The sequence below is a fragment of the Arthrobacter sp. GmRoot5-12 genome, from assembly GCF_059739365.1.
Genome location: NZ_AP046056.1, coordinates 2,600,813 through 2,624,319 on the forward strand (window position 1 = coordinate 2,600,813; position 23,507 = coordinate 2,624,319).

At 67.3% G+C, this 23,507-nt stretch carries 20 protein-coding genes; 11 read left to right on the forward strand and 9 right to left on the reverse strand.

Annotated elements, in window-relative coordinates:
• Positions 1–102 precede the first annotated feature (102 nt).
• Both AC6JAM_RS11915 and AC6JAM_RS11920 read left to right on the forward strand, forming a co-directional pair.
• Positions 103–393, forward strand: coding sequence for a hypothetical protein (locus tag AC6JAM_RS11915; protein ID WP_018770571.1), 291 nt, complete (start codon positions 103–105; stop codon positions 391–393).
• Complete coding sequence (locus AC6JAM_RS11920) at positions 393–1,106, forward strand: HAD family hydrolase (protein WP_223992667.1); 714 nt, start codon at positions 393–395, stop codon at positions 1,104–1,106. The genes AC6JAM_RS11915 and AC6JAM_RS11920 overlap by 1 nt, the downstream gene beginning before the upstream one ends.
• A gap of 37 nt (positions 1,107–1,143) precedes the next feature.
• Here the strand turns inward: AC6JAM_RS11920 and AC6JAM_RS11925 are convergent, their stop codons facing one another.
• Entirely contained in the window at positions 1,144–1,392 is a 249-nt protein-coding gene (locus tag AC6JAM_RS11925; protein WP_223992666.1) for a hypothetical protein, read from the reverse strand.
• 192 nt (positions 1,393–1,584) lie between these two features.
• Here AC6JAM_RS11925 and AC6JAM_RS11930 point away from each other — a divergent pair, with 192 nt between their 5' ends.
• On the forward strand, positions 1,585–2,766 hold the full coding sequence (locus AC6JAM_RS11930) for a zinc-dependent alcohol dehydrogenase (RefSeq protein ID WP_223992665.1): 1,182 nt from the start codon (positions 1,585–1,587) through the stop codon (positions 2,764–2,766).
• A gap of 85 nt (positions 2,767–2,851) precedes the next feature.
• Here AC6JAM_RS11930 and AC6JAM_RS11935 read toward each other — a convergent pair whose 3' ends face one another.
• Genes AC6JAM_RS11935 through AC6JAM_RS11950 form a run of 4 tightly spaced genes read right to left on the reverse strand, consistent with a single transcriptional unit; the run spans position 2,852 to position 8,044 of the window.
• A complete protein-coding gene (locus tag AC6JAM_RS11935) occupies positions 2,852–3,664 on the reverse strand; it encodes a bifunctional allantoicase/(S)-ureidoglycine aminohydrolase (RefSeq protein ID WP_018770567.1) in 813 nt (270 codons plus the stop codon).
• A gap of 17 nt (positions 3,665–3,681) precedes the next feature.
• A complete protein-coding gene (locus AC6JAM_RS11940) occupies positions 3,682–4,959 on the reverse strand; it encodes a DUF6986 family protein (RefSeq protein WP_497934729.1) in 1,278 nt (425 codons plus the stop codon).
• A gap of 3 nt (positions 4,960–4,962) precedes the next feature.
• Positions 4,963–6,561, reverse strand: coding sequence for a malate synthase A (gene aceB / locus AC6JAM_RS11945; protein ID WP_134165445.1), 1,599 nt, complete (start codon positions 6,559–6,561; stop codon positions 4,963–4,965).
• A gap of 34 nt (positions 6,562–6,595) precedes the next feature.
• Positions 6,596–8,044, reverse strand: a complete 1,449-nt coding sequence (locus AC6JAM_RS11950; RefSeq protein ID WP_056391405.1) for an NAD-dependent malic enzyme — start codon at positions 8,042–8,044, stop codon at positions 6,596–6,598.
• Positions 8,045–8,265: 221 nt separating this feature from the next.
• On the opposite strand from AC6JAM_RS11950, the gene AC6JAM_RS11955 reads away from it, so the two are divergent.
• Entirely contained in the window at positions 8,266–9,021 is a 756-nt protein-coding gene (locus AC6JAM_RS11955) for an IclR family transcriptional regulator (protein ID WP_018769696.1), read from the forward strand.
• Positions 9,022–9,110: 89 nt separating this feature from the next.
• Here AC6JAM_RS11955 and AC6JAM_RS11960 read toward each other — a convergent pair whose 3' ends face one another.
• Both AC6JAM_RS11960 and pucL read right to left on the reverse strand, forming a co-directional pair.
• On the reverse strand, positions 9,111–10,616 hold the full coding sequence (locus AC6JAM_RS11960) for a nucleobase:cation symporter-2 family protein (protein WP_134165443.1): 1,506 nt from the start codon (positions 10,614–10,616) through the stop codon (positions 9,111–9,113).
• 134 nt (positions 10,617–10,750) lie between these two features.
• Positions 10,751–11,659 (reverse strand): factor-independent urate hydroxylase, encoded by a 909-nt coding sequence (pucL, locus tag AC6JAM_RS11965; RefSeq protein ID WP_018769698.1) that lies wholly within the window; start codon positions 11,657–11,659, stop codon positions 10,751–10,753.
• A gap of 371 nt (positions 11,660–12,030) precedes the next feature.
• Between pucL and AC6JAM_RS11970 the strand changes: the two genes are divergently transcribed.
• Entirely contained in the window at positions 12,031–12,201 is a 171-nt protein-coding gene (locus tag AC6JAM_RS11970; protein WP_018769699.1) for a hypothetical protein, read from the forward strand.
• Between the two features lie 30 nt (positions 12,202–12,231).
• On the opposite strand, the gene ligD is transcribed toward AC6JAM_RS11970, so the two are convergent.
• Positions 12,232–13,476 (reverse strand): non-homologous end-joining DNA ligase, encoded by a 1,245-nt coding sequence (gene ligD / locus AC6JAM_RS11975; protein ID WP_018769700.1) that lies wholly within the window; start codon positions 13,474–13,476, stop codon positions 12,232–12,234.
• Between the two features lie 31 nt (positions 13,477–13,507).
• Entirely contained in the window at positions 13,508–14,878 is a 1,371-nt protein-coding gene (locus AC6JAM_RS11980; protein ID WP_497934734.1) for an 8-oxoguanine deaminase, read from the reverse strand.
• Positions 14,879–15,279: 401 nt separating this feature from the next.
• On the opposite strand from AC6JAM_RS11980, the gene AC6JAM_RS11985 reads away from it, so the two are divergent.
• The 6 genes from AC6JAM_RS11985 to AC6JAM_RS12010 all read left to right on the forward strand — a co-directional run bounded on the left by AC6JAM_RS11985 (position 15,280) and on the right by AC6JAM_RS12010 (position 23,493).
• Positions 15,280–15,774 (forward strand): nucleoside deaminase, encoded by a 495-nt coding sequence (locus tag AC6JAM_RS11985; protein WP_018769702.1) that lies wholly within the window; start codon positions 15,280–15,282, stop codon positions 15,772–15,774.
• A 9-nt stretch (positions 15,775–15,783) separates the two neighbouring features.
• The gene (locus AC6JAM_RS11990) at positions 15,784–17,325 is read left to right on the forward strand and encodes an NCS2 family permease (protein ID WP_497934735.1); all 1,542 of its coding nucleotides are present in this window, start codon (positions 15,784–15,786) and stop codon (positions 17,323–17,325) included.
• Between the two features lie 99 nt (positions 17,326–17,424).
• Complete coding sequence (locus tag AC6JAM_RS11995) at positions 17,425–18,642, forward strand: XdhC family protein (protein WP_497934736.1); 1,218 nt, start codon at positions 17,425–17,427, stop codon at positions 18,640–18,642.
• Complete coding sequence (locus tag AC6JAM_RS12000) at positions 18,633–19,568, forward strand: FAD binding domain-containing protein (RefSeq protein ID WP_497934737.1); 936 nt, start codon at positions 18,633–18,635, stop codon at positions 19,566–19,568. Before AC6JAM_RS11995 ends, AC6JAM_RS12000 begins: the two co-directional genes overlap by 10 nt.
• Before the next feature lie 2 nt (positions 19,569–19,570).
• Complete coding sequence (locus AC6JAM_RS12005; RefSeq protein ID WP_497934738.1) at positions 19,571–22,414, forward strand: molybdopterin-dependent oxidoreductase; 2,844 nt, start codon at positions 19,571–19,573, stop codon at positions 22,412–22,414.
• Positions 22,415–22,512: 98 nt separating this feature from the next.
• A complete protein-coding gene (locus tag AC6JAM_RS12010; protein WP_497934739.1) occupies positions 22,513–23,493 on the forward strand; it encodes an aldo/keto reductase in 981 nt (326 codons plus the stop codon).
• Positions 23,494–23,507 lie beyond the last annotated feature (14 nt).

A 23,507-nucleotide genomic window follows, 5' to 3' on the forward strand; every position in this document is an offset into this window, starting at 1 on the left:
CGGGGCTGGAACTTCTCCTTCGCAGGATAGATAAGTATACTTACTAATACCTCATGGAGTGCTCCCAAGCACAGCGCCGTGATTGATGGAGGAGTGATAGTTATGGCCGGATATTTTGAGCTCGTTGATGCCCCCGACGGCGGGTACCGGATCAGGATGATGGACGGAAGCGGGAACCTGATGGCCATCTCGGTAACCTTTCCCACCAAGAGGGCTGCTGTGGCGGGCGTCGCGATGGCCCGGGAAATTGCCGGCACCGGCCTGATCCGGGACAAGAGCCTGGACGGGGCCGGATCGGTCATCCGCGACCGCGTGCGGCCCGTCAACTCCCCCAAGGAGGAGGCGGCCCGGCGGAAGAAAGCGCCGGAGGCACGACGGGCAGCGGTGAGCTGATGCCGGGTTCCACTCCACCCCCCGGCGGCCCGCGCCGGGGGGTCCTCTTTGACGTTGACGGGACGCTGATCGACTCGTCCTACATCCACACCGTCGCCTGGTGGGGGGCGTTCCGCCAGTACGGCCACGACGTGCCCATGGCGGCCATTCACCAACTCGTTGGCATGGGCGGCGCCCGGCTGGTGGACAATCTCCTGCCGTCCGGCCGCGACCGCGGCGAGGATGAGGACATCATGGCCAGCCACGGCGCGCTGTATGCCTCGCACTGGCCCTCCCTCCGCGCCCTCGACGGGGCCAAGGAACTGTTAGGCCGGTGCCATGCGGGCGGGCTGGCTGTGGCCCTGGCATCCTCGGCGAGGGACCGCGACCTCGAGGTGATGCGGTCCGTCCTCGACGCCGACCCCTTCATTGATGCCGCCACCAGCGCGAATGATGCGGAGGAAAGCAAGCCTGCGCCGGACATCCTGGAGGCGGCCCTGGCGGCCACCGGCCTCGATGCCGCAAACGTTGTCTACGTCGGGGACGCGGTATGGGACATGAAGGCGGCGGCGGCGCTGGGGATCCCTTCCATCGGCGTGACCTGCGGTGGAATCCAGGCCGGCCAGCTGCGTGACGCCGGCGCGGTGGAGGTCTACCAGGGACCGCGCGACCTGCTGGAAAACCTGGGCTCAAGTGCCATTGGCCGGCTGCTCGCGCTCCAGCCGAACGCCTGACAGCACCCCGCTTGACGGCACCCACGCCTGGCGGCGGTCATAACGGCTGGCCGCCGGGCACCGAATCCTCGTTGCCGGCGATGGCGGGCTTCGTCCACGACACCACCACCTTCACCGAGCCGTCGTCATTCCGCTCGATGTCAGTGGCCACCTCTGCTGCGGGCGCGCCCATTTCCGCGATCCGCGCGCGGTAGGTGCTGACCAGCTCAGCCAGGGTTTCTTCCGTCCATTCGCCCGGACGCATGCGGGTGGAGATCTCGACTGGTTCCGGCTGGTACAGCGACATGGCGTTCCTCTTTCCCGTTGTCTTTTGCCTGCCCTTCCTACGCTAGGAGCAGTCGACGGCGGTCACAAGGTTTTCATCAGCATGCTTACTTTTTTTCCCTAAAACAGATAGCGTCGAAGAAAGGGTGCCTGCAGGCGCCCTTCGCACGCCCCCGGAGAGAGCCCGGAGGCAGGACAGAGTGAAAGGGAGACTGTGAAAGCACTGACGTGGCAAGGAAAACGGTCGGTAAGCGTTGAAGAAGTACCCGATCCCGTCATCCAGGAACCGACGGATGCGATCGTCCGGATCACCTCCACAGCCATCTGCGGCTCGGACCTGCACCTCTACGAAGTCCTGGGGCCATACATGCACAAGGGCGACGTCATCGGCCACGAGCCGATGGGCATCGTGGAAGAAGTGGGAAGCGGCGTCACCAACCTCCGCAAGGGCGACCGCGTGGTGATTCCCTTCAACATCTCCTGCGGTTCCTGCTTCATGTGCAGCCAGGGCCTGCAGTCGCAGTGCGAAACCACACAGGTTCAGGAGAAGGGTTCCGGCGCGGCACTGTTCGGTTTCTCCGAGCTGTATGGATCCGTACCCGGCGGGCAGGCGGAATTCCTTCGCGTCCCGCACGCGGATTATGGCCCCATCAAGGTGGGCAGCGAGCTTTCGGATGAACGCTACCTGTTCCTTTCCGATATCCTGCCCACGGCGTGGCAGGGCGTGGAGTACGCCAATGTCCAGCCCGGTGGCACCTTGACGGTTTTCGGGCTGGGGCCCGTGGGCCAGTTCGCCACCCGGATCGGGATCCACCGCGGTTACCGGGTCATTGGTGTGGACCCGGTCCCGGAGCGGCGTGAAATGGCCGCCCGCCACGGCGTGGAAACCCTTGACTACAGCAAAGGCGTCGCCGACGAACTGCGGGAGATAACAGACGGCAGGGGCCCGAACGGCATCGTGGACGCCGTCGGTATGGAGGCGCACGGTTCCCCGGTGGCCGGCTTCGCCCACCAGGCCCTTGGCCTCCTGCCGGACAAGCTCGCACAGAAAGCGATGGAGACTGCCGGCGTGGACAAGCTGGCCGTGCTGCATACCGCAATCGACGCGGTCCGCCGCGGCGGCACCCTGTCGCTGAGCGGCGTCTACGGCGGCGAAGCCAGCCCCATGCCACTGATGACCATGTTCGACAAGCAGCTCCAGCTGCGCATGGGCCAGTGCAATGTCCGCAACTGGACGGACCAGCTCATCCCGCTGGTGGAGGACGACGCCGATCCGCTGGGCGTCATGGACCTGGTCACCCACCGCTCCAGCCTGGAGGGTGCGTCCGCCCTGTACGAAAAGTTCCAGAAGAAGGAAGACGGCTGCATCAAGGTGGTCCTCAACCCCGGCGCCTGATGCCCGGGTGTCTGTACACACAAGCAGGGGCGGTTACGGAAATCCGTAACCGCCCCTGCTCCTGTCCGGACAGGCCGGAAAACTCCTAGGTGAGCTTCACCTGGCGGTTCATGTCCTTGTAGAGCAGGTAGCGGAACTCACCCGGGCCGCCGGCGTAGCAGGCCTGCGGGCAGAAGGCACGCAGCCACATGAAGTCGCCGGCCTCCACCTCCACCCAGTCGTTGTTCAGCAGGTACATGGCCTTGCCCTCCAGGACGTACAGGCCGTGCTCCATGACATGGGTTTCCGGGAACGGGATCACGCCGCCCGGCTGGAAGGTCACGATGTTGACCTGCATGTCATGGGCGAGGTCGCTGGAGTCCGTGAAGCGGGTGGTCTTCCAGACGTCGTTGGTGTCCGGCATGGACGTGGGCGCCACGTCCTTTTCGTTGGTGACGAAGGACTTGGCCTCATAGCCTTCCAGGCGCTCGTAGGCCTTGCGGATCCAGTGGAAGGACACGATGTCGTCGGAGATGTTCTCCAGCCCCCACTGCGCGCCGGCCGCCAGGTAGGCGTAGCCGCCCTCCTCCAGCTGGTGCAGCTCGCCGTCGAGGGTCAGGTTGACCGTGCCCTTGGTGACGAAGACGACGCCCTCAACGCCTTCCTCGAACTCCGCCTTCGGCGCCCCGCCGCCGGGAGCGATTTCCACGATCAGCTGCGAGAACGTGGTGGCGAAACCGGAGATGGGGCGGGCAATGATCCAGGAGCGGGTCTTCGAGAAGCCGGGCAGGTTGGACGTGACGATGTCCGTCAGCACGCCCTTGGGGATGACCGTGTAAGCCTCGGTGACGATGGCGCGCTCGGTGGTGAGGTGGGTCTGCGGCGGCAGGCCGCCTTGCGGGTAGTAGTACTTGCCCATGAACGAAGGTCCTTTTCTTAGGAGTTTGACGTGGTGGCGAGCCGCGGGTGCGCCAGCGCGGTGAGCTGCGGAATCCCGACGCCGGCAAGCGCCTGGACTTCATCCGCACCGACTGCGCCGCACTGGACGCCGCGGAGCACGAAGGCGGCCAGGGCCCGTGCGGTGGCGGGCTCGTCCATGACGCCGCCTTCGGTCCGCTCCACATAGTTCCGCAGGCGGGCGGCGGCGGCCGGCAGGCCCTCGCGGTAGAACGCATAGGTGGCGGCAAACCGGCTGGGAAGCTGGGCCGGATGCAGGTCCCAGCCCTGGTAGTAGCCGCGTTCCAGCGACCGGCGGACCAGGCGCCCGTGCAGCTGCCAGGCGTTCTCCACGTTGTCGCCCACCGGGATGATGTTGGTGGACCCGTCGGAGAGCCTGATGCCGGTGCCGGCGACGGCCAGCTGCATGACCTCCTTGGCGAAGTCGGCCACCGGGTGCTCCATGGACTGGTACTCGGCAGAGATCTGCAGCGACGCCGAGTAGTCGTAGGTGCCGTAGTGCAGCCCGCTGATCCGGCCCGGCACGGCATGCGGCAGCTGCGCCACCGGGGAGGTGCCGTCGGGGCCGAGGATCAGCTGTGGCGTCTCCACCTGGACCTCGAAACGGAGCCGTCCGGCGGGCAGCGAGTGGACTTCCTCCAGCCGCGACACCGCGTAGTCCATTGCCTGGGCCTGGGCCACGGTGGTGACCTTGGGCAGGGTCAGGACCAGGCCCTCCGGCAGTTCGCCGGCGGCGGCGAGGCCGGAGACAAACAAGTCCAGGGTGCGCAGCCCCCGCGCACGGGTGGCCGCCTCGAAGCACTTGAAGCGGATGCCGATGAACGGGGGAGCGGACCCGGCCGAGACGGCGGCGGCCACCGCGGACGCCGCGGCAACCGCGGCGGCGTCCTCGGCGTCGTCGCCCCGGTCCCCGAAGCCGTCCTCAAAATCGAGGCGCAGGTCCTCGATAGGTTCGCTGGTGAGCTTCGCTTCCACGCGCCCGGCGACTGCTTCGGCGAGGCTGCCTTCCTGGCCCAGGAGCCGGCCCAGTGCTTCCAGGCCGCCGTGGGCGTTGGCCACAGCCAGCGCCTGGGCGCCCCAGTCGGCAGCGAACGACGGCGTGAACCGGTCCGCGGGCACGTAGGCCGTATGCACGGGCTGGCGGGAGCCGTCGTCGCCCGGGTAGTTGCGCTCCAGCAGCCGGTCGGTGGCGGCCAGCTGCCCGTCGATGTGCGCGAGGTCCCCTGCGGACAGCGAGGGCCTGGATGCTGCGGCCATGCCTCAGCCCACCAGTTCGTAGGCCGGCGTGGTGAGGAAGTCCGTGTACTCGTCGGAGAGGCAGATGTCCGCGATCAGTTCGCTGGCCGGCTGGTAGTAGCGGCGGAACGCTTCATCGCCGAACTCCGTGCGGAGCCGTTCCGTCTCCTCGGCGAGGATCCGCTCCACCAGTTCCCTGGTCACGGTGTTGCCGGTGTCGGCCAGGACGGACTTGTTGCGGATCTGCTGCCATACCTGTGAGCGGGAGATTTCCGCGGTGGCGGCGTCCTCCATCAGGTTGTGGATGGCCACGGCACCGTTTCCAGACAGCCAGACGGCCGTGTAGGCGACAGCCACGTAGAGGTTCAGGCGCAGGCCGGCCTCGGTGACCTGGCCGTCGGCGGAGGAAACGTCCAGCAGCTGTTCCGCCGTGACCGAGACGTCCGGGCGCTGCTTGTCCACCTGGTTGGGCTTGTCACCCAGCACCGAGTCGAAGACTTCGCGGCAGGTGGGGACCAGGTCCGGGTGGGCCACCCAGGAGCCGTCGAAGCCGTCGTTTGCCTCGCGGGTCTTGTCCGCCCGCACCTTTTCGAAGGCAGCCTCGGTGACTTCCGGGTGGCGCCGGTTGGGGATCACCGCGGCCATGCCGCCCATGGCGAAGGCGCCGCGCTTGTGGCAGGTCTTGACCAGGAGTTCGGTGTAGGCACGCATGAAGGGCGCGGTCATTACCACGGACGCGCGGTCCGGGAGGACGAATTCCTCGCCGGCGTCCCGGAAGTACTTGATGATGCTGAACAGGTAGTCCCAGCGGCCGGCGTTCAGGCCGGAGGCGTGGTCCCGCAGTTCGTGCAGGATCTCGTCCATCTCGAAGGCGGCCGGGATGGTCTCGATCAGCACGGTGGCGCGGATGGTGCCCTGGTGCAGTCCCAGGAAGTCCTGCGCGAAGACGAACACGTCGTTCCACAGCCGGGCTTCAAGGTGGCTCTCCATCTTGGGCAGGTAGTAGTACGGCCCCTGGCCGTTGAGCACCAGCTGCTTGGCGATGTGGAAGAAGTGCAGGCCGAAGTCCACCAGCGCACCCACGGCCGGCTCGCCGTTGACCAGCAGGTGCTTCTCCTGCATGTGCCAGCCGCGGGGGCGGGCCACCACCACGGCGAGCGGCGCGTCGGTGCGGAGGCGGTACTCCTTGCCTTCCTCCGAGGTGTAGCTGAGGGTGCCCTGGGCGGCGTCCCGGAGGTTCAGGATGGCGTCGATGACGTTGGCCCAGGTGGGTGTGCTGGCGTCCTCGAGGTCCGCCAGCCACACCTTGGCGCCGGAGTTCAGGGCGTTGATGGCCATCTTCGCCGGCGAGGCGGGCCCGGTCATCTCAACCCGGCGGTCCTGCAGGGCTGCCGGTGCGGGCGCAACCTTCCAGTCGCCGTCGCGCACGTCCTTGGTTTCCGGGAGGAAATCCAGCTTGCCGGTTTCTGCCACCCGCTGCCGCTTGACGGCGCGGGCCGCCAGCAGCTCGTTGCGGGTGCCGGCGAACCTGTTGTGAAGTTCCTCCACGAAGGCTAGTGCCTTGGGCGTGAGGATCTCCTCTGCGCGTGCGATGGGCCGGGGATCTGTGACGGTGATGGCCATTTCTGGTCCTTTCCTTTGGCTGGACGTCGGGCGGTCAGGCGGAAGCCAGTGCTGCTGCTGGTTCCAAGGCGGAATCGGCCGGTTCAGCCGTTGCAACGTGTGCGGACCGGGCGGCCGCGGCCACCGCTGCGGCAACGTCGGCAGCCACATGGGGATCGAAGACGCTGGGGATAATGTAGCTGGCATTCAGCTCATCGTCAGCCACGCGGTTGGCAATGGCCTCCGCGGCGGCCACCAGCATGTCCGGTGTGATGTCCGAGGCTCCGGCGTCCAGCAGGCCGCGGAAGAAGCCGGGGAATGCCAGCACGTTGTTGATCTGGTTGGGGAAGTCGCTGCGCCCGGTGGCCACCACGGCGGCGTGCCGGGACGCGATGACGGGATCGATCTCGGGCGTGGGGTTGGCCATGGCGAACACGATGGCGTTCTCCGCCATGGCTGCCACCTGCTCCTCGCCGATCACGTGCGGTGCACTGACGCCGATGAAGACGTCCGCGCCCACGAGGGCCTGGTGCAGGCTACCGGCAAAGCCTTCCCCGTTGGTGTTCGCGGCGATCCAGCTGCGGTGCTCATCCCCGTAGGTCTCGCCGGAGTGGATGGCACCGGAGCGGCCGGCGGCGATGATGTGCCGCGCACCCTGGGCTTTGAGGAGCTGGATGATGGCGGAGCCGGCGGCGCCGACGCCGGAGACCACGATCTTGACGTCCTCCAGCTTCTTGTCCACTACGCGCAGGGCGTTGACCAGGGCTGCGAGCGTGACGATGGCGGTGCCGTGCTGGTCATCGTGGAACACGGGGATGTCCAGCTCCTCGCGGAGCCGGTTCTCGATCTCGAAGCAGCGCGGGGCGGCGATGTCCTCAAGGTTGATGCCGCCGTAGACGGGGGCCATGGCCTTGGCGATCATGATGATTTCTTCGGTGTCCTGGGTGTCCAGGCAGACCGGCCACGCGTCCACGTTGGCGAACTGCTTGAACAGGGCAGCCTTGCCCTCCATTACGGGGAGGGCTGCGGCGGGGCCGATGTTGCCCAGGCCCAGGACGGCAGAACCGTCGGTGAGGACGGCGATGGTGTTGCGCTTGACCGTCAGGTTGCGGGCTGCCGCGGGATCCTCGGCAATTGCCAGGCAAACGCGGGCGACGCCGGGCGTGTAGGCGCGGGAGAGGTCGTCCCGGTTGCGCAGGGCTACCTTCGGGACGACCTCGAGCTTGCCGCCCAGGTGCATCAGGAACGTGCGGTCCGAGACGTGCTGGACCGTGACGCCGTCGAGCGCGTCCAGGGCGTCCTTGACGCGGGCGGCGTGGGCGTCGTCGGTGGTGTTGCAGGTGACGTCCACCACCAGGGTCTCGTGGTGGGATTCGCTGACGTCCAGGGCGGTGATTGCTGCGCCTGCGGCTCCCACGGCTGCGGCGAGTTCGCTGGTGGCGCTGAAGCTTGACGGTGCTTCCACGCGCAGGGTGATCGAATTTCCGGGGCTGGGGTTCGCCATTGAATGTCCTCCTGTTGGGCCTTGGGCCGGCTGCTGCTCGGATCCGAATGTTTTCGTATTATGGATATTATTATCTACTTTATGGAAACACAACCCCTCCGATTGCGACCGGAGGCCAACGTCGCCGTGGAAACCCGCGTGCTGTATCTTGGGTGTTCTAAGCAACTCTTTTCACGATGCGGATAAGAGTTGTCGGATTCCGAGCCGTAGGAGACAACGGAATGGCAGAAAAAGCCTCTGGTGGGGTGCAGTCGGTGGAGCGCGTTTTCGAACTGCTGGAACTCATCACCGATGCCGGCGGCGACGTCACGCTCAGCGAGCTGTCGTCCTCCACGGACCTGCCGCTGCCCACCATCCACCGCCTGCTGAGGACGCTGGTGTCGCTGGGCTACATCCGCCAGCTGCCCAACCGGCGCTACGCCCTTGGTCCCCGGCTCATCAGGCTGGGGGAGGGTGCCAACAAACAGCTGGGTGCCCTGGCCCAGCCGCAGCTGAAGATCCTGGTGGACCGGCTGGGGGAGACCTCCAACATGGCTGTGCTGGACTCGGACATGGTGATCTACGTGGCCCAGGTGCCGTCGCTGCATTCCATGCGCATGTTCACCGAAGTGGGCCGGCGCGCCCATACCCATGCCACCGGCGTGGGCAAGGCCATCCTGGCCCAACTCGACGACGACACGGTCCGCGGCATCGTGGCCAGGGCCGGGATGCCCACCCCTACCGCCAAGAGCATCGGAGACGTGGACGAACTCCTGGCGGACCTTAAGCTCATCCGCGAGCGGGGATACTCCATTGACGAGGAAGAGCAGGAACTGGGTGTCCGCTGCTTCGCCATGGCAGTGCCCAACGCGCCCACCCCCACGGCGATTTCCGTATCCGGTCCCGTATCCCGGGTGGACGAGGACTTCGCCGACAAGGCCGTGCCGGTCCTCCGCGAAGCGGCCGAGGCCATCTCCCGCGAGCTCAACCGCACCTGACGCACCTGCCCTGCGCGGGCGGTGCCAACCACGCGCGACGGCGGCCCCTCCTTTCCGGAGCGGGCCGCCGTCGTCGTTTGCGTGGAAGGTCAGTGCTCTGTTGCCTTGCCGGCTGACTGGATGGGGACTTCCTTACCGTCGCAGTCGATGAGCTTGCCGTTCTCGAAGCGGTCGCCTTCGGCCAGGCACCGGAGGTCCTCCGAGCGCACCAGCCGCTCCGTGCCGGCCACGAAAACGGACTGGTTGTCCGAATTTCCGGCCCGGAGGTGGTTGAACAGCAGGTTCAGCAGGATGGCCATCACGGCGGCCGAGCTGATGCCGGAGTGGAAGATGGTGCCGAACCAGGACGGGAACTGGTCGTAGAAGGCCGGGGCGGCGATGGGGATCATGCCGAAGCCGATGGAGGCGGCCACCACGATCAGGTTCATGTTGTTCTTGTAGTCCACCTTGGACAATGTCCGGATGCCGCTGGCCGCAACTGTGCCGAAGAGCACGACGCCGGCACCGCCCAGGACGGGGGTGGGCACCGCGGCCACCACCCGGCCAAGGACCGGCAGCAGGCCAAGGACCACCAGGATCACGCCGCCGGCGCTGACCACGAACCGGCTCTTGACGCCGGTGATGGCCACCAAGCCTACGTTCTGCGCGAAGGCGCTCTGGGTGAAGGAGTTGAACAGCGGGGAGACGGCGCTGGACAGCATGTCCGCCCGCAGGCCGTTGCCGATCCGCTTGGAGTCCACCTTGGTTCCAACGATCTCGCCCACGGCAATGATGTCTGCGGAGGTCTCGGTGAGGGTGACCAGGATGACGATCAGCATGGAGATGATGGCGGCGAGTTCAAACGTGGGCGGTCCGAACGCGAAGGGGGTGGGGAAGGCGACGATCCCGCCCTGGCCCACCTTGGAGAAGTCGGCCATGCCGAACGCGACGGCAATCAGCGTGCCCAGGACCATGGCCAGCAGGATGGACAGCCGGGAGATGGCGGCGCTGCCCACCTTGCTCAACAGCAGGACGATGCCCATGGTGGCTGCTGCCAGGCCGATGTTCGCAACGCTGCCGTAGTTGGGCGCCTTGTTGTTGCCGCCCATGGCCCAGTTTGCGGCAACCGGCATCAGCGTCAGGCCGATGGTGGTGATCACCGTGCCGGTGACCACCGGCGGGAAGAACCGGATGATCTTCGAGAACAGGGGGGTGATCAGCAGTCCGATCAGGGAGGCCGCGATGACCGAACCGAAGACGGCCTGGATGCCCCCGCCGCCGTGGACGATAGCCACCATCGTGGAGACCCCTGCGAAGGAGACGCCTTGGACCAGCGGCAGCTGCGAACCGAAGAAGGGGACGCCGACCGTCTGCAGGATGGTGGCCAGGCCGCCAACGAAAAGGCAGGCCGCAATGAGCAGGCCAATGTCCTGGGAGTTCATGCCTGCGGCCGCGCCGATGATCAGGGGTGGGGCAATGATGCCGCCGTACATTGTGAGGACGTGCTGGAAGCCGTAGGCAAACATGCTTCCGATCGGGAGGAGCTGGTCCTCGGGGCGGGCGGGCCGTGCGCCTTTTTCGGCGGCTGCAGTGGCCAGTTTCTTCTTGGTGTTCATGGCAGACTTTCTTGGTTCATGGCAGACGTCATCGTCTGGCTAACGTTGTCTGGCTAACAGGTGAAGCTGTGGGGTGGCCTCGACGGGCCCAGCCGCCAATGGTGGTTGGGCCCGTCGAAACCTGTTGTCGTGCTTTAGCAGAAGCCGGCGATACCCGACCAGGCGGCCGGGGCCGCCGCAGCGTCCTCGCGCTGGACGGTGGCCTCGATCAGGCCGTACGGGCGGTCGGCCGCGTAGAAGACCTCATTGGGGTTGTCCAGGCCGAATGGGGAAAGGTCCACCAGGAAGTGGTGCTTGTTGGGCATGGAGAACTTGATCTCGTCGATTTCGCTGTGCGCCTCCAGGACCTTGGCGCCCATGTCGAACAGGGTCTGCTGCAGTGCATGGGAGTACTTTTCCGTGAAGCCTTCGAGCAGGAGGCCCTTGACGTCGTCGTAGCTCTTGTTGAAGTCCAGCGCGCTGAAATCGGTGCCGGTCTTGAAGCGCCAGCGGGCCGAAACGTCCGTTGCAAGGATGCGGTCGGTGGTCTCGGGAAGCGTGGTGTAGCGGTCCCGGGGGTAGCCGACAAAGCCGGACTGGGTGGACTTGAGGACGGTGAGGTCCTTCAGCCCGGAAATCAGGTGGCTGGTGGCCCCGTCACGGACCAGGACGGCGGTCCGGACTTCCTGGCCGTTGCGGACGAACGAGTGGTCGTGTTCGCTGCCGTGGGCCTGGATCCGGTTCCATGCGTAGGACTCGGCTTCCCAGCGGCCCCCGGTGACCCAGTCGAAGCTGGACGTGAAGTGCTCGCCGAGGCGCAGCAGGAACGCTTCCGGCGAGCCGATGCCCTCACGGGCGAAAGCGTAGATGGTGTTTTTCTGGGTGTCCGTGGCCACCACGTGGGCGTTGTCGCCCTCAAGGTGGGCCGCGGCAAAGTCGCCCCGCAGCTGCGAGGTGACGTTCAGGTCCTCGATCTCGTGGCGGTTGGTGTCGCGGGTGATCTTGACGACGCGCACTTCTGCCTTGCCGTACTGGTTTTCGCCGAGGATGATCTTGCTGCTCATGGTCTTTTCCCAACTTCCGGTAAGTGGAACCTAGGTTCCATCACTGAAATTAAGCGCGCATTTCATGCGCGTTTCCGATGGAGCCGACCCAACAAAAAAGAGCCGGCATCCGTTGATGCCAGCTCATTACGACCCTGCCTGCTGCTCCCAGGTTACGTGACGTGCGCCACGAGTTGCCTAACAGCGTACCTCCGCAAACCGGTGGTGTACATCACAAGGCCAAAAATCATTTTATGACTGCCGTATGCCCAGCCGGCCCCGGAGCACCATTGACGGAACCGTTGACGTCAAGCTGCTCCACTACCTACACTTTTCATATAGCAATAAATAAATTCCGAGATACGGAAACGCTATAGGAACAGGAGGAGCAGATGAACCCCCAGGAACAGAACCAGGTTGTGGAATTCCCGGCGCCGGGCCAGGAGTTGTACCTGCCCTTCGGAGCCAGTGATCCCGACTTCTACATTCCGGCCGACCACGAGCGGCGGTCCGGAGGCTTTTCACGCTGGCTCCGCGCCCTTCCGGTGTTCGGGCGCCGCTGACCCCGGCCGCCGCTGACCCTTGGCCGGGCGTCAGGAGCCGGGGCCTCCGGGCCACTGCTTGCCCGCCCAGGGGTCGTAGTCCGCGACGAGCTCCTCCTGGGGCGGGCGGTCCGCCTCGGGTACATGCTGCAGGTTTACCCGCACCCGGTACCAGAGCGAGCTGGATCCACGCATCCCGTCCACAAGGACATCGGCGGGCTGAAGGGCCGCCACGACTCCGGCGTGCCGGGACCTCCATTCATCGAGCGCGGCGAGCGCCTCGGGCTTGGTCCTGGTCCGGGCCACTTCGATGAGCGGCATCACCGACTGCCGGCGTCCGGATCCGTTGCCGCCGCGCGGTGCCTTCTCTGCGGGACCCAGTTTTTCGGCAAGGGCCAGGAGGCCATCGAGCCTGCCCACCGCGCCGTCAATACCCGCATGCGGATCGCCGATCTCGGCGAACCGCTCCAGGACGGTGGGCACCGTGAACTGTTCCGGCCTGGCGGTGCGCACCTCTTCCCAGGTAAGCGGCGCCGAGACCCGGGCATCGGGCAGCGGCCTGACTGAATAGGCGGAGGCCACGGTGCGGTCCTTGGCGTTCTGGTTGAAGTCCACGAACACGCTCTCGCCGCGCTCCTCCTTCCACCACCGTGCCGTGGCGAGTCCGGGAGCGCGGTTTTCCACCTCCCGGGCCAGGGTTTCCGCAGCGAGCCGGACATCGCGGTAGGACCACTCCGGGGCAATGCGCACCAGGATGTGCAGCCCCCGCGAACCGCTGGTCTTCGGCCACCCCTCCAGGCCCACGTCCGCCAGGACCTCCTGCGCCACGTAGGCCACGTCCACGATCTGCGGCCAGTCCACTCCCGGCATGGGGTCCAGGTCCACGCGGAGTTCGTCCGGGTGTTCCAGGTCCTCTGCCCGGACCGGGTGCGGGTTCAGGTCAAGGCAGCCGAGGTTGATCACCCAGGCCAGGCCGGCCGCATCGCGGATCACTGCCTCCTCCGCCGAGGTCCCGGACGCGTAATGCAGCGTGGTGGTGTCAATAAAGGGCGGGTGGTTTTCCGGGACGCGCTTCTGGAAGAACGGCTCCGCGTCGATCCCCTTGGGAAACCGCTTGAGCACCATCGGCCGCCCTCCCGCACCCCGCAGCGCTCCGTCCGCCACAGCCAGGTAATAGCGCACGAGGTCAAGCTTGGTCAGCCCCGGCTGGGGGAATACCACCTTGTCCGGGCTGGAGATCCGGACCTCAACACCCTCGATATCCAGGACTTCGGCCGGCGTCTTTGACGGAGTCATGCCGCCACGGTAGCAGCGGCCAGTATCCCTGTCAGCCGTTTATCAGGCGTCGTGCCGCGGCGGAGTGCTCCGCGATGAGCCCCGCCACGTCCAATCCCGGAACCTGGCCGTCCACCACACGCCACTGCCCGCCGACCATCACCCGGTCCGCCCGGTCCGCGGCGCACAGGAGGAGGGCGGCCACGGGATCGTGGCTGCCGGAGAAACGCAGGTCGTCGAGCCGGAAGAGTGCCAGGTCCGCCTGCATCCCGGGTGCCAGCTGGCCCAGTCCGGTTCTGCCCAGGACCGCGGCGGATCCGCGGGTGGCCCAGCCCAGGGCCCGTTCCACCGGTACGTCGGCCCCGTACCGCAGCCGCTGGAGGTAGAGGGCCTGCCGCGCTTCCAGGATCATGTTGGAGGCGTCATTGGATGCCGAACCGTCAACGCCCAGCCCCACCGGAACCCCGGCGTCTTCCAGTTCCAGGACCCGGGCGGTGCCTGACGCCAGACGCATATTGGAGGTGGGGCAATGCGCCACCGCGGTCCCCGCGGCACCCAGCCGGGCGATCTCCGCGTCGCTGAAATGGATGCCGTGGCCCAGCCAGGTGCGGTCCGTCAACCAGCCGACGCTGTCCAGGTAGTCCACCGTCCGCAGCCCGAACATCTCCCGGCAGAAGTCCTCCTCGTCGAGGGTTTCTGCCAGGTGGGTGTGCAGCCGGACGTCCAGCCGCCCGGCGAGGGCCGCGCTTTCGGCCATGATCTCCTTGGTTACCGAGAACGGGGAGCACGGCGCCAGCGCAATCTGGATCACCGCGTCATCGCCGCGCTCGTGGTACCGGCCCACCAGGCGCTCGCTGTCCGCCAGCACCACTTCCGGGGCCTGCACGGTGGACTGCGGCGGCAGGCCGCCGTCGTCCGTTCCCAGCGTCATGGACCCGCGGGTGAGGGTGGCCCGCATGCCCAGCCGGCGCACCGCCTCCACTTCAATGTCAATGGCGTCCTCAAGGCCCGCGGGAAAAAGGTAGTGGTGGTCGGCAGCGGTGGTGCAGCCCGAGAGCAGCAGTTCGGCAAGGGCCACCGTGGTGGCCAGTTCCAGGTCTTTCGGCGTCAGCCGGGCCCACACCGGATAAAGGTTCTGCAGCCACGGGAACAGCGGGGCGTTGGCCGCCGGACCCCAGGCCCGGGTGAGGGTTTGGTAGAAGTGGTGGTGCGTGTTGACCAGGCCCGGCAGCAGGACGTGGCTGCCGGCGTCGAACGTTTCGGTGCAGGGCGCGGCCGGCTTCTGCCCCGCTGCCAGGACTTCTTCAATCACTCCGCCGTTGACCACCACGCCACCCGAGGCGTCAAGAGTGTTGGCGGTGAAGGCGGCCAGGGGGCTCCGGATCCACAGGCGGGAGGCGGGCGCTGGATGGGGCTGGGGCATGGGATGTCCTGTTCTGGGCGCAGTGGCAGTTGTTCCAGCTCAGTGAGGCCCTGTCTGCTGATCCAGGTGCCCGCCACCTGCGGGCAGGACGGGTGGGATCAGACTAGGAAAACGCCTCCACCTGCGTCAATGGAAGTGATTGTGACTGCGTGGCGGCATCCGACGTGAAGGCGTCGAAACATGGATTTCACATTGCGAAATTAAATTTCCAGAAAACTATGGCGCAGCCCACAAAGCGGTGCTAATCTCGATTCTGCCAAAGGCGGGCGCCCCTCCTCGGGGAAGCTATCTACCAGGCGCAACTTAACCTTCACAGCACATGCTGAAGCCTGGTAACCGTTCGCACCTGGTTCTACTGGTACTGCACGGCATCAGGCTTCCCGGCAAAAGGAAGTCGCATCATGAGTACCACCGTCACGGCCGAACAATTTCTGGCCCGCTCCATCCGGCTGGCAACGGCCAACGTCCTTAACAGCGGAGGCCCGTTCGGCGCCATGATCGTCACGGCGGACGGCCAAACGTTCGACGGCGTCAACCGTGTCACAGCGGACAACGATCCCACCGCCCACGCCGAAGTCACCGCCATCCGCACCGCCTGCCGCGAACTGGGCACCTTCGACCTCAGCGGCGCAGTCCTGTACACCAGCTGCGAGCCATGCCCCATGTGCCTGGCGTCCGCACTTTGGGCCCGGGTGGGCCGCGTGGTCTACGCCGCGGACCGCCACGACGCCGCCTCCGTCGGCTTTGACGACGCCGTCTTCTACGAATACTTCGAAAACCAGGACAGGGACTCCCTGATGCCGGTATCCAAACTGGAGCTGGGCGATCCCCAGGCCCCGGCACCACTGGAGCCGTTCAACACCTGGAACACGCTCGAATCCAGGATCGACTACTAGGCGGCTGGGATGACCATCCTGGACCATTCCCACGAGGAGCATCCGGCTCCAACCACCAGCACCTCCCGGCGGGCGCCGCGCACTTCGGCACAGGGACCGCACGTCCCGCTGCCGCCGGCCCCGGAATCCTTCCTGGACCGCTTCTTCCAGGTCACCCGGCGCGGCTCAACCCTTGCCCGCGAATTCCGCGGGGGCCTGGTCACCTTCTTCACCATGGCGTACATCGTCATCCTGAACCCCCTCATCCTCGGCGGGTTCAGCGCGGACAACGCCCCCACCGACGTCGCCGGGGGCTGGCTATCCGCAGCCCAGGTGGGTGCCGTCACCGGCCTCACCGCCGGCGTCATGACCATCCTCTTTGGCCTCATCGCCAACCTGCCCTTCGGACTTGCCGCCGGCCTGGGCATCAACTCCTTCCTGGCGGTCTCGGTGATCCAGGAAGTCACCTGGCCCGAGGCCATGGGCCTGGTGGTGATCAACGGCATCCTGATCGTCCTCTTCGGCGTCACCGGCGCCCGGACCGCCATCTTCCGGGCAGTGCCCAAGGAACTGAAGGCCGCCATCACCGTGGGCATCGGCCTGTTCATCGCCTTCATCGGCTTCGTGGACTCCGGCTTCGTCCGGCCCACGGCAGGCGGTCCGCCGGTCCAACTGGGCGACGGCGGCTCCATCACCTCGGTACCCACGCTCGTCTTCGTCATCGGCCTCCTTGCCATGGGGATCCTGGTGGCGCGCAAGGTCCAGGGCGGCCTGCTCATCGGCATCGTCGGCACCACCGTGCTGGCCGCCGTCGTGGAAGCCGTCCTGAAGCTTGGCCCGGCCAGCGCCACCAACCCCGGCGGCTGGCACCTGAACACCCCCGTCCTGTCCGGCCGGCTGGTCTCGGCACCGGACCTCGGTTTGGTGGGGCAGTTCGACCTGTTCGGCTCGTTCGCCCGGATCGGCGGCCTGGCCGCCACCATGCTGGTGTTCACGCTGGTGTTCACCAACTTCTTCGACGCCATGGGAACCATGACCGGCCTGGCCAGGAGCGCCGGCGTCGCCCGCAAGGACGGCACGTTCCCGCGGCTGAAAGCGGCCTTCATCGTGGAAGGCTTCGGCGCCGTGGCGGGCGGGGCAACCTCCGGTTCCTCCAACACCGTGTACATCGACTCCGCCGCCGGCATCGGCGAAGGGGCACGGACCGGCCTGGCCTCGGTGGTCACCGGCGTGCTGTTCCTCGGCTCGATGTTCCTCACCCCGCTCACCAGCGTGGTGCCGCTCGAGGTCGCGGCCGCCGCCCTGGTGGTGGTGGGGGCGATGATGATGGCGCAGATCCGGGAGATCAAGTTCACCAAGTTCACCGTGGCCCTGCCGGCATTCCTGACCATCGTCACCATGCCGCTGACCTACTCGATCGCCAACGGCATCGGTGTTGGCTTCGTGAGCTGGGCCGTCATCGGGGCTGCGTCAGGCAAGGCGAAGAAAATCCATCCGCTGATGTGGGTGGTGAGCATCGGGTTCCTGGTGTACTTCGCCCGCGGTCCGATCAACCACCTGCTCGGAGGCTGAGCTTGCGCCAGCCACACCGGGGGCCGGGCCAACCCTTGGCCCGGCCCCTGCCAGGACCGACAATGGACACCACCGCCGCGCGGAAGAAGGAGTGCCGCCATGCTTGACCTGATCCCTTCGCTGGGCCCGTGGCTGCACCGGCTTGCAGACGGGCAGTTCGCCGTTGCCACCATCGTGGCGGCGTCCGGTTCCGTGCCCCGGCCGCTGGGAACATCCATGCTGGTCACCGAATCCGGCGAGGTGCTGGGCAGCCTCTCCGGCGGCTGCGTGGAAGGCGCCGTGGTGGTGCTCGCCCAGGAGGCAATGGACGACGGCGGCCCGCGCCTTGAGTCCTACGGGTTCAGTGCCGCCGACGCCTTCGCCGCCGGGCTCACCTGCGGGGGACGGCTGGACATCCACATCCAGCCGGTGCCCGCCGCGGTTCCGGGCGAACCCGCCCATCCGCTGCGCACTGCCCTGCTGCAACTCGCCGAACCCGGCCCGGACCAACCCATGGCCCTGGTACGGCTGCTGGGCAGCCCGGGAGGCGCCGCCGTCGTACTGCACCACCCCGCCACGGCCGGCGTGGCCGCATCCCCGGAGCTGTCCTTCCTCCAGGGGGAGGCGGCACTGCAGGTGGAGGCCATCCTGCGCCTCGGTGGCACCGGCCTAGTCAGTATTCCCGGGGCAGGGGACTGTCTGCCAGACCGGACAGGGCAGCCTATGGACGGGTCCGCCGTCCTCGTGGAGTCGCGGCTGGCCCCGCCGCGGATGCTGGTGTTCGGCGCCAACGACTTCGGCGCGGCACTGGTACCGGCTGCGAAGCTGCTGGGCTACCACGTGACCCTGGTTGATGCCCGGCCCGCCTTCGCCAGGCAGCCCCGTTTTGCCGCCGCCGACCAGGTGGTGGCCGACTGGCCGCACCGGTACCTGGCGGCGGAAGCGGCTGCGGGCAGGACGGACCACCGCACCGTGGCCGCCGTCCTGACCCATGATCCGAAGTTCGACATCCCGTTGCTGGAAGCCGCGCTGGCCCTGGACCTCGCCTACGTTGGCGCCATGGGCTCCCGCCGGAGCCACCTCCAGCGGGTGGGCGAACTCCTCAGCGCGGGTGTCCCGCCGGAGCGGATCGCCCAGCTGCACTCACCCATCGGGCTGGATCTTGGTGCCGCCACCCCCGCCGAAGTGGCGGTGTCCATCACCGCGGACATCATCGCAGCCCGCAACCGCGCCGCCAGTTGCCTGCCGCTGCGCGAAACCTCCGGCACCATCCACCCCCACCCCGCGCCCACGCCGGCGCCTACAGACTCTGACAAGCAGGAGATCGCATGGACATGAACACCATTGAGGCGGTGGTCCGCACCACCGACCCCGCGGAATGGCGCGACGGCGACGCCTGGCTTGCCGGCGGGACGGTCCTTTTCTCCTACGGCAGCTACGCCTTCGGGCCCCAGCCGCTCAAACGGCTCCTGGACCTCGGCGCCGCAGGCTGGACGCCGATCACCGTCACCGACGACGGGATCGAGCTTGCCGCCACCTGCACCATCGCCGGGCTGTACAGCCTTCCCGGGCTTCCGGATGTGTCGGACCGCGGCTGGCGGGCGCTGGACCTGGTCCGGGCATGCTGTGACTCCTTCGTGGCTTCCTTCAAGGTGTGGAACATGTCCACCGTGGGCGGCAACCTCTGCACCTCGCTGCCCGCCGGGCCCGTCATTTCGCTGTGCGCCGGACTGGACGGCACAGCCACCCTCATCGCACCGAATGGCGGCAGCCGCACCCTTCCGGTGGCGGACTTCATCACCGGCGACGCGAAAAACGCCCTGGCACCCGGTGAGCTGCTCCGCAGCGTCCACCTCCCGGCGTCGGCCCTTTTCGCCCGCGTGGCGTTCCGCCGCCTGTCCCTGAGCAACCTGGGCCGGTCCGGCGTGCTGCTCATTGGAAGGCTCGACGGCGGCACCTCCCTGGTGCTGACCGTCACCGCCGCCACCAAGCGGCCCGTGCAGCTGCGCTTCGACGCGCTGCCGGACGCGGACCGGCTGGCGGCCGGACTCGATGACCATATTCCGGCGGAGCTCTACCACGACGACATCCACGGGCTGCCCGCCTGGCGCCGCGACATGACGTACCGGCTGGCCGAGGAAATCCGCGGCGAGCTGGCAGCGCCGCAGGGAACGCCGGGACTGGCTGTGTCCGGGGACTTCTGGCCGCCCCGGACCGGCGGGATGCCGGGGCCCGGGCCCACAACTCTTTCGAAAGGGGCCTGAGCATGGCCATCGAGATCAACGGAATTTCCGCGGACGCGGCACCCCGTCCCGGGCAGTGCCTGCGCACGTTCCTGCGGGAGCAGGGAAACCTTGGGGTAAAGAAAGGCTGTGACGGCGGCGACTGCGGTGCCTGCACGGTGCACGTGGACGGCACCCCGGTCCACAGCTGCATCTACCCGGCTGTCCGGGCGGAGGGCCATGCCGTCACCACTATCGAGGGGCTCGCGGGTGCCGGCGGCCCCGACGGGCAGCTCCACCCGGTGCAGCAGCAGTTCCTGGAGCGCCAGGGCTTCCAGTGCGGCTTCTGCACGGCCGGCATGGTGATGACGGCCGCCACCTTCACAGATGAACAGAAGGAGAACCTGCCCCGGAACCTCAAAGGCAACCTCTGCCGGTGCACCGGCTACCGTGCCATCGCGGATGCCGTCTGCGGGGACGCCGGGCACCCGGATCCCCAGGGGCCGGGCTCCGGCATCGCAGGGGACGGGCAGCCGGATCCGGAGCCGGGCCGGCTGGGCGATGACGTCCCGGCGCCGGCCAGCCGCGCGGTGGTCACGGGCGCTGCCCGGTACACCCTGGACGTGCCGCCGGAGCAGCTGAGGGAACAGCTGCAGGGCCTGCTGCACCTGAAGATCCTGCGTTCGCCCCATGCCCACGCGCGGGTGGTGTCCATCGACAAGGCTGCGGCGCTGAGGGTTCCCGGCGTGGTAGCCGTCTTCACCTCCGAAGACGCCCCGGAACAGCTGTTCTCCACCGCACAACACGAGCTGTTCACGGACGATCCCGATGACACCCGGGTGCTCGATGACGTGGTCCGGTTCATTGGGCAGCGGGTGGCCGCCGTCGTGGCTGAATCGGTGGGCGCCGCGGAGGCCGGCGTCCGTGCCCTCCGGGTGGACTATGAGGAACTCCCGGCGGTCCTCTCACCGCAGGTTGCACTGCTGCCCGGCGCCCCGCTGGTCCACGGTGGCAAGGATGCTGCAGGCTCCCGGATCGCCCGGCCTGAGCGGAACGTGGTGGCGGAGCTCCACTCGGAGCTGGGCAGCGTGGCCGACGGTTTCGCCGCCGCCGACTTCATCCACGAGAAGACCTACCAAACCCAGCGGGTCCAGCACGTGGCACTGGAAACCCATGCTGCCATCGCCTCGGTGGACGCGGAAGGACGGCTGCAGGTGCGCACCTCCAGCCAGGTCCCCTTCCTGGTCCGCCGCACCCTGTGCCGGATCTTCGGCCTGGAAGAGGACAAGGTGCATGTGGTGGCCGGCCGCGTGGGCGGCGGGTTCGGCGGCAAGCAGGAAGTGCTCACCGAGGACCTCGTGGCGCTCGCGGCCCTCAAGCTCGGGCGGCCCGTCCAGCTGGAACTGACCCGCACCGAACAGTTCACCGCCACCACCACCCGGCACCCCTTCACCATCAAGCTGAAGGCCGGAGCCAGCAAGGACGGGAAGCTGACGGCCCTGGAGCTGGACGTGGTGACCAACACCGGCGCCTACGGAAACCACGGCCCCGGCGTCATGTTCCACGGCTGCGGCGAATCGCTGGCGGTCTACAACTGCGCGAACAAGAAGGTGGACGCGCATTCTGTGTACACCAACACCGTGCCGTCCGGAGCTTTCCGCGGGTACGGGCTGAGCCAGATGATCTTCGCCGTCGAGTCCGCCATGGATGAGCTCGCCGCCGGGATCGGCATGGACCCGTTCGAGTTCCGCCGCCGGAACATGGTCCGGGAAGGGGACCACATGCTGTCCACCCAGCCGGACCCGGAAGAGGACGTCCATTACGGCAGCTACGGGCTGGACCAATGCCTGGACCTGGTCAGGGACGCCCTGGACCGCGGCCGCGAACGCTACCGGCAGGCCGGCCTTGAGGACCTGGGGCCTGACTGGATGGTGGGCGAAGGCACGGCCCTGTCCATGATCGACACCGTGCCGCCGCGCGGCCACTTTGCCCATTCAAGGCTCCGGCTCCTGCCGGACGGAACGTACCAGGCCGACGTCGGGACCGCCGAGTTCGGGAACGGCACCACCACGGTGCACGCCCAGCTTGCCGCTACCGCCCTCTCCACGGAAGCGTCCAGGGTGGCGGTGCGGCAATCGGACACGGACTTGGTAGAGCACGATACCGGCGCCTTCGGCTCGGCCGGCACCGTAGTGGCCGGCAAAGCCACCCTCGCCGCAGCAGAGGAACTGGCCGTCCGGATCCGTGCATTCGCCGCCGGCATCCGGCAGACCCAGGCGTCCGCCTGCGTCCTTGAGGACGACGTCCTGGTGGTCGACGGGACTCCCGTGGCACTGTCTGAACTGGCCCAGGCCGCGGAGAGTGCCGGCGTCGAACTCGCCGCCGAGGGGCGCTGGGGCGGGACTCCGCGCTCCGTCGCATTCAATGTGCACGGCTTCCGGGTGGCGGTGAACCGCGGCACCGGCGAGCTGAAGATCCTGCAAAGCGTGCAGGCGGCCGACGCCGGCGTGGTGGTCAACCCGCGGCAGTGCCGCGGCCAGATCGAAGGTGGGATCGCCCAGGCCCTTGGCGCCACGCTCTACGAGGAGGTGGTGGTGGACGACGCCGGGAAGGTCACCACGGACATCCTGCGGCAGTACCACATCCCTACTTTTGCGGACGTGCCGCGCAGCGAGGTGTACTTCGCGGACACCAACGACAAGATGGGGCCGCTGGGGGCCAAATCGATGAGCGAAAGCCCCTTCAACCCGGTGGCGCCGGCGCTGGCCAACGCCATCCGCAACGCCACGGGCGTGCGCTTCGCGTCGCTGCCAATTGCCCGGGACCGCATCTACCTGGGGCTGAAAGAGGCGGGGCTGATGCCCAAGCTCGAGCACGCCCAATCATAACCCCGGGGCCGTGCCCGCACCGTGCGTGCGGAAGGCCCAAAAGGTGCTCGCAGCGGGGCAACCTGACTGCGGGTTGCATCGTTGCATATAGTCAGGGGATGGAACAGCGGATTTTAGGCAAGACCGGACGGAACGTCTCCATCGTGGGGCTCGGCACCTGGCAGCTCGGCGCGGACTGGGGCAACGTGGACCCGGCACAGGCGCAGGCCATCCTCGCCGCCTCCGTGGAGGCCGGGGTCACCCTCTTCGACACCGCAGACGTGTATGGCGACGGCAAGAGTGAGCAGGCTATCGGGAAGTTCCTGGCGGACAACCCGGGCCTCGGCGTCACGGTGGCCACCAAGATGGGCCGCCGGATGGAACAGCGGCCGGAAAACTACACGCTGGCCAATTTCCGCCAATGGGTGGACCGCTCAAGGAAAAACCTGGGCACGGACACCCTGGACCTGGTCCAGCTGCACTGCCCGCCCACCCCGGTCTACAGCAACAACGAGGTCTACGACGCCCTGGACACCCTTGTGGCCGAAGGCGCCATCCGTAACTACGGCGTCAGCGTGGAGCGGACGGACGAGGCCCTCGAAGCCATCCGCCACGAGGGAACTGCCTCGGTGCAGATCATCCTGAACGCCTTCCGGCTCAAGCCGCTGGACGAGGTGCTTCCGGCCGCCAAAGCGGCGGGGGTGGGCATCATCGCCCGCGTGCCGCTGGCGTCCGGCCTGCTGTCCGGGAAGTACTCGAAAGAGACCACCTTCGCGGAGAACGACCACCGGAACTACAACCGCAAGGGCGAGGCGTTCGACGTTGGCGAGACTTTCTCCGGCGTGGACTACGAACTGGGCCTGAAGGCCGTGGCGGAGTTCGAACAGCTGGTGCCGGAGGGCGCCACCACCGCGCAGGCGGCCATTGCCTGGATTGCCGCGCAGGACGGCGTCACCTCGGTGATCCCCGGCGCGCGCAACGTGGATCAGGCCAGGGCGAACGCCGCTGCGGCCACGGTCAGCATCAGCGAAGAGTTCGACGCCGGCGTCCGCTGGATCTACGACCACTACTTCCGTGAGGCCATCCACCCCCGCTGGTAAGGCAGCACCTGTGG

Bases quoted from the DNA above. Each gene is read 5' to 3' on its own strand.
- AC6JAM_RS11955 (WP_018769696.1), top strand. From the start codon at position 8,266: ATGGCAGAAAAAGCCTCTGGTGGGGTGCAGTCGGTGGAGCGCGTTTTC.
- AC6JAM_RS11915 (WP_018770571.1), top strand. From the start codon at position 103: ATGGCCGGATATTTTGAGCTCGTTGATGCCCCCGACGGCGGGTACCGG.
- AC6JAM_RS11950 (WP_056391405.1), bottom strand. From the start codon at position 8,044: ATGGCGAACCCCAGCCCCGGAAATTCGATCACCCTGCGCGTGGAAGCA.
- aceB (WP_134165445.1), bottom strand. From the start codon at position 6,561: ATGGCCATCACCGTCACAGATCCCCGGCCCATCGCACGCGCAGAGGAG.
- AC6JAM_RS11985 (WP_018769702.1), top strand. From the start codon at position 15,280: ATGAGTACCACCGTCACGGCCGAACAATTTCTGGCCCGCTCCATCCGG.
- AC6JAM_RS11935 (WP_018770567.1), bottom strand. From the start codon at position 3,664: ATGGGCAAGTACTACTACCCGCAAGGCGGCCTGCCGCCGCAGACCCAC.
- AC6JAM_RS11970 (WP_018769699.1), top strand. From the start codon at position 12,031: ATGAACCCCCAGGAACAGAACCAGGTTGTGGAATTCCCGGCGCCGGGC.
- AC6JAM_RS11925 (WP_223992666.1), bottom strand. From the start codon at position 1,392: ATGTCGCTGTACCAGCCGGAACCAGTCGAGATCTCCACCCGCATGCGT.
- AC6JAM_RS11990 (WP_497934735.1), top strand. From the start codon at position 15,784: ATGACCATCCTGGACCATTCCCACGAGGAGCATCCGGCTCCAACCACC.
- AC6JAM_RS11940 (WP_497934729.1), bottom strand. From the start codon at position 4,959: ATGGCCGCAGCATCCAGGCCCTCGCTGTCCGCAGGGGACCTCGCGCAC.
- AC6JAM_RS11980 (WP_497934734.1), bottom strand. From the start codon at position 14,878: ATGCCCCAGCCCCATCCAGCGCCCGCCTCCCGCCTGTGGATCCGGAGC.
- AC6JAM_RS11920 (WP_223992667.1), top strand. From the start codon at position 393: ATGCCGGGTTCCACTCCACCCCCCGGCGGCCCGCGCCGGGGGGTCCTC.
- AC6JAM_RS12010 (WP_497934739.1), top strand. From the start codon at position 22,513: ATGGAACAGCGGATTTTAGGCAAGACCGGACGGAACGTCTCCATCGTG.
- pucL (WP_018769698.1), bottom strand. From the start codon at position 11,659: ATGAGCAGCAAGATCATCCTCGGCGAAAACCAGTACGGCAAGGCAGAA.
- AC6JAM_RS12005 (WP_497934738.1), top strand. From the start codon at position 19,571: ATGGCCATCGAGATCAACGGAATTTCCGCGGACGCGGCACCCCGTCCC.
- AC6JAM_RS11960 (WP_134165443.1), bottom strand. From the start codon at position 10,616: ATGAACACCAAGAAGAAACTGGCCACTGCAGCCGCCGAAAAAGGCGCA.
- ligD (WP_018769700.1), bottom strand. From the start codon at position 13,476: ATGACTCCGTCAAAGACGCCGGCCGAAGTCCTGGATATCGAGGGTGTT.
- AC6JAM_RS11995 (WP_497934736.1), top strand. From the start codon at position 17,425: ATGCTTGACCTGATCCCTTCGCTGGGCCCGTGGCTGCACCGGCTTGCA.
- AC6JAM_RS12000 (WP_497934737.1), top strand. From the start codon at position 18,633: ATGGACATGAACACCATTGAGGCGGTGGTCCGCACCACCGACCCCGCG.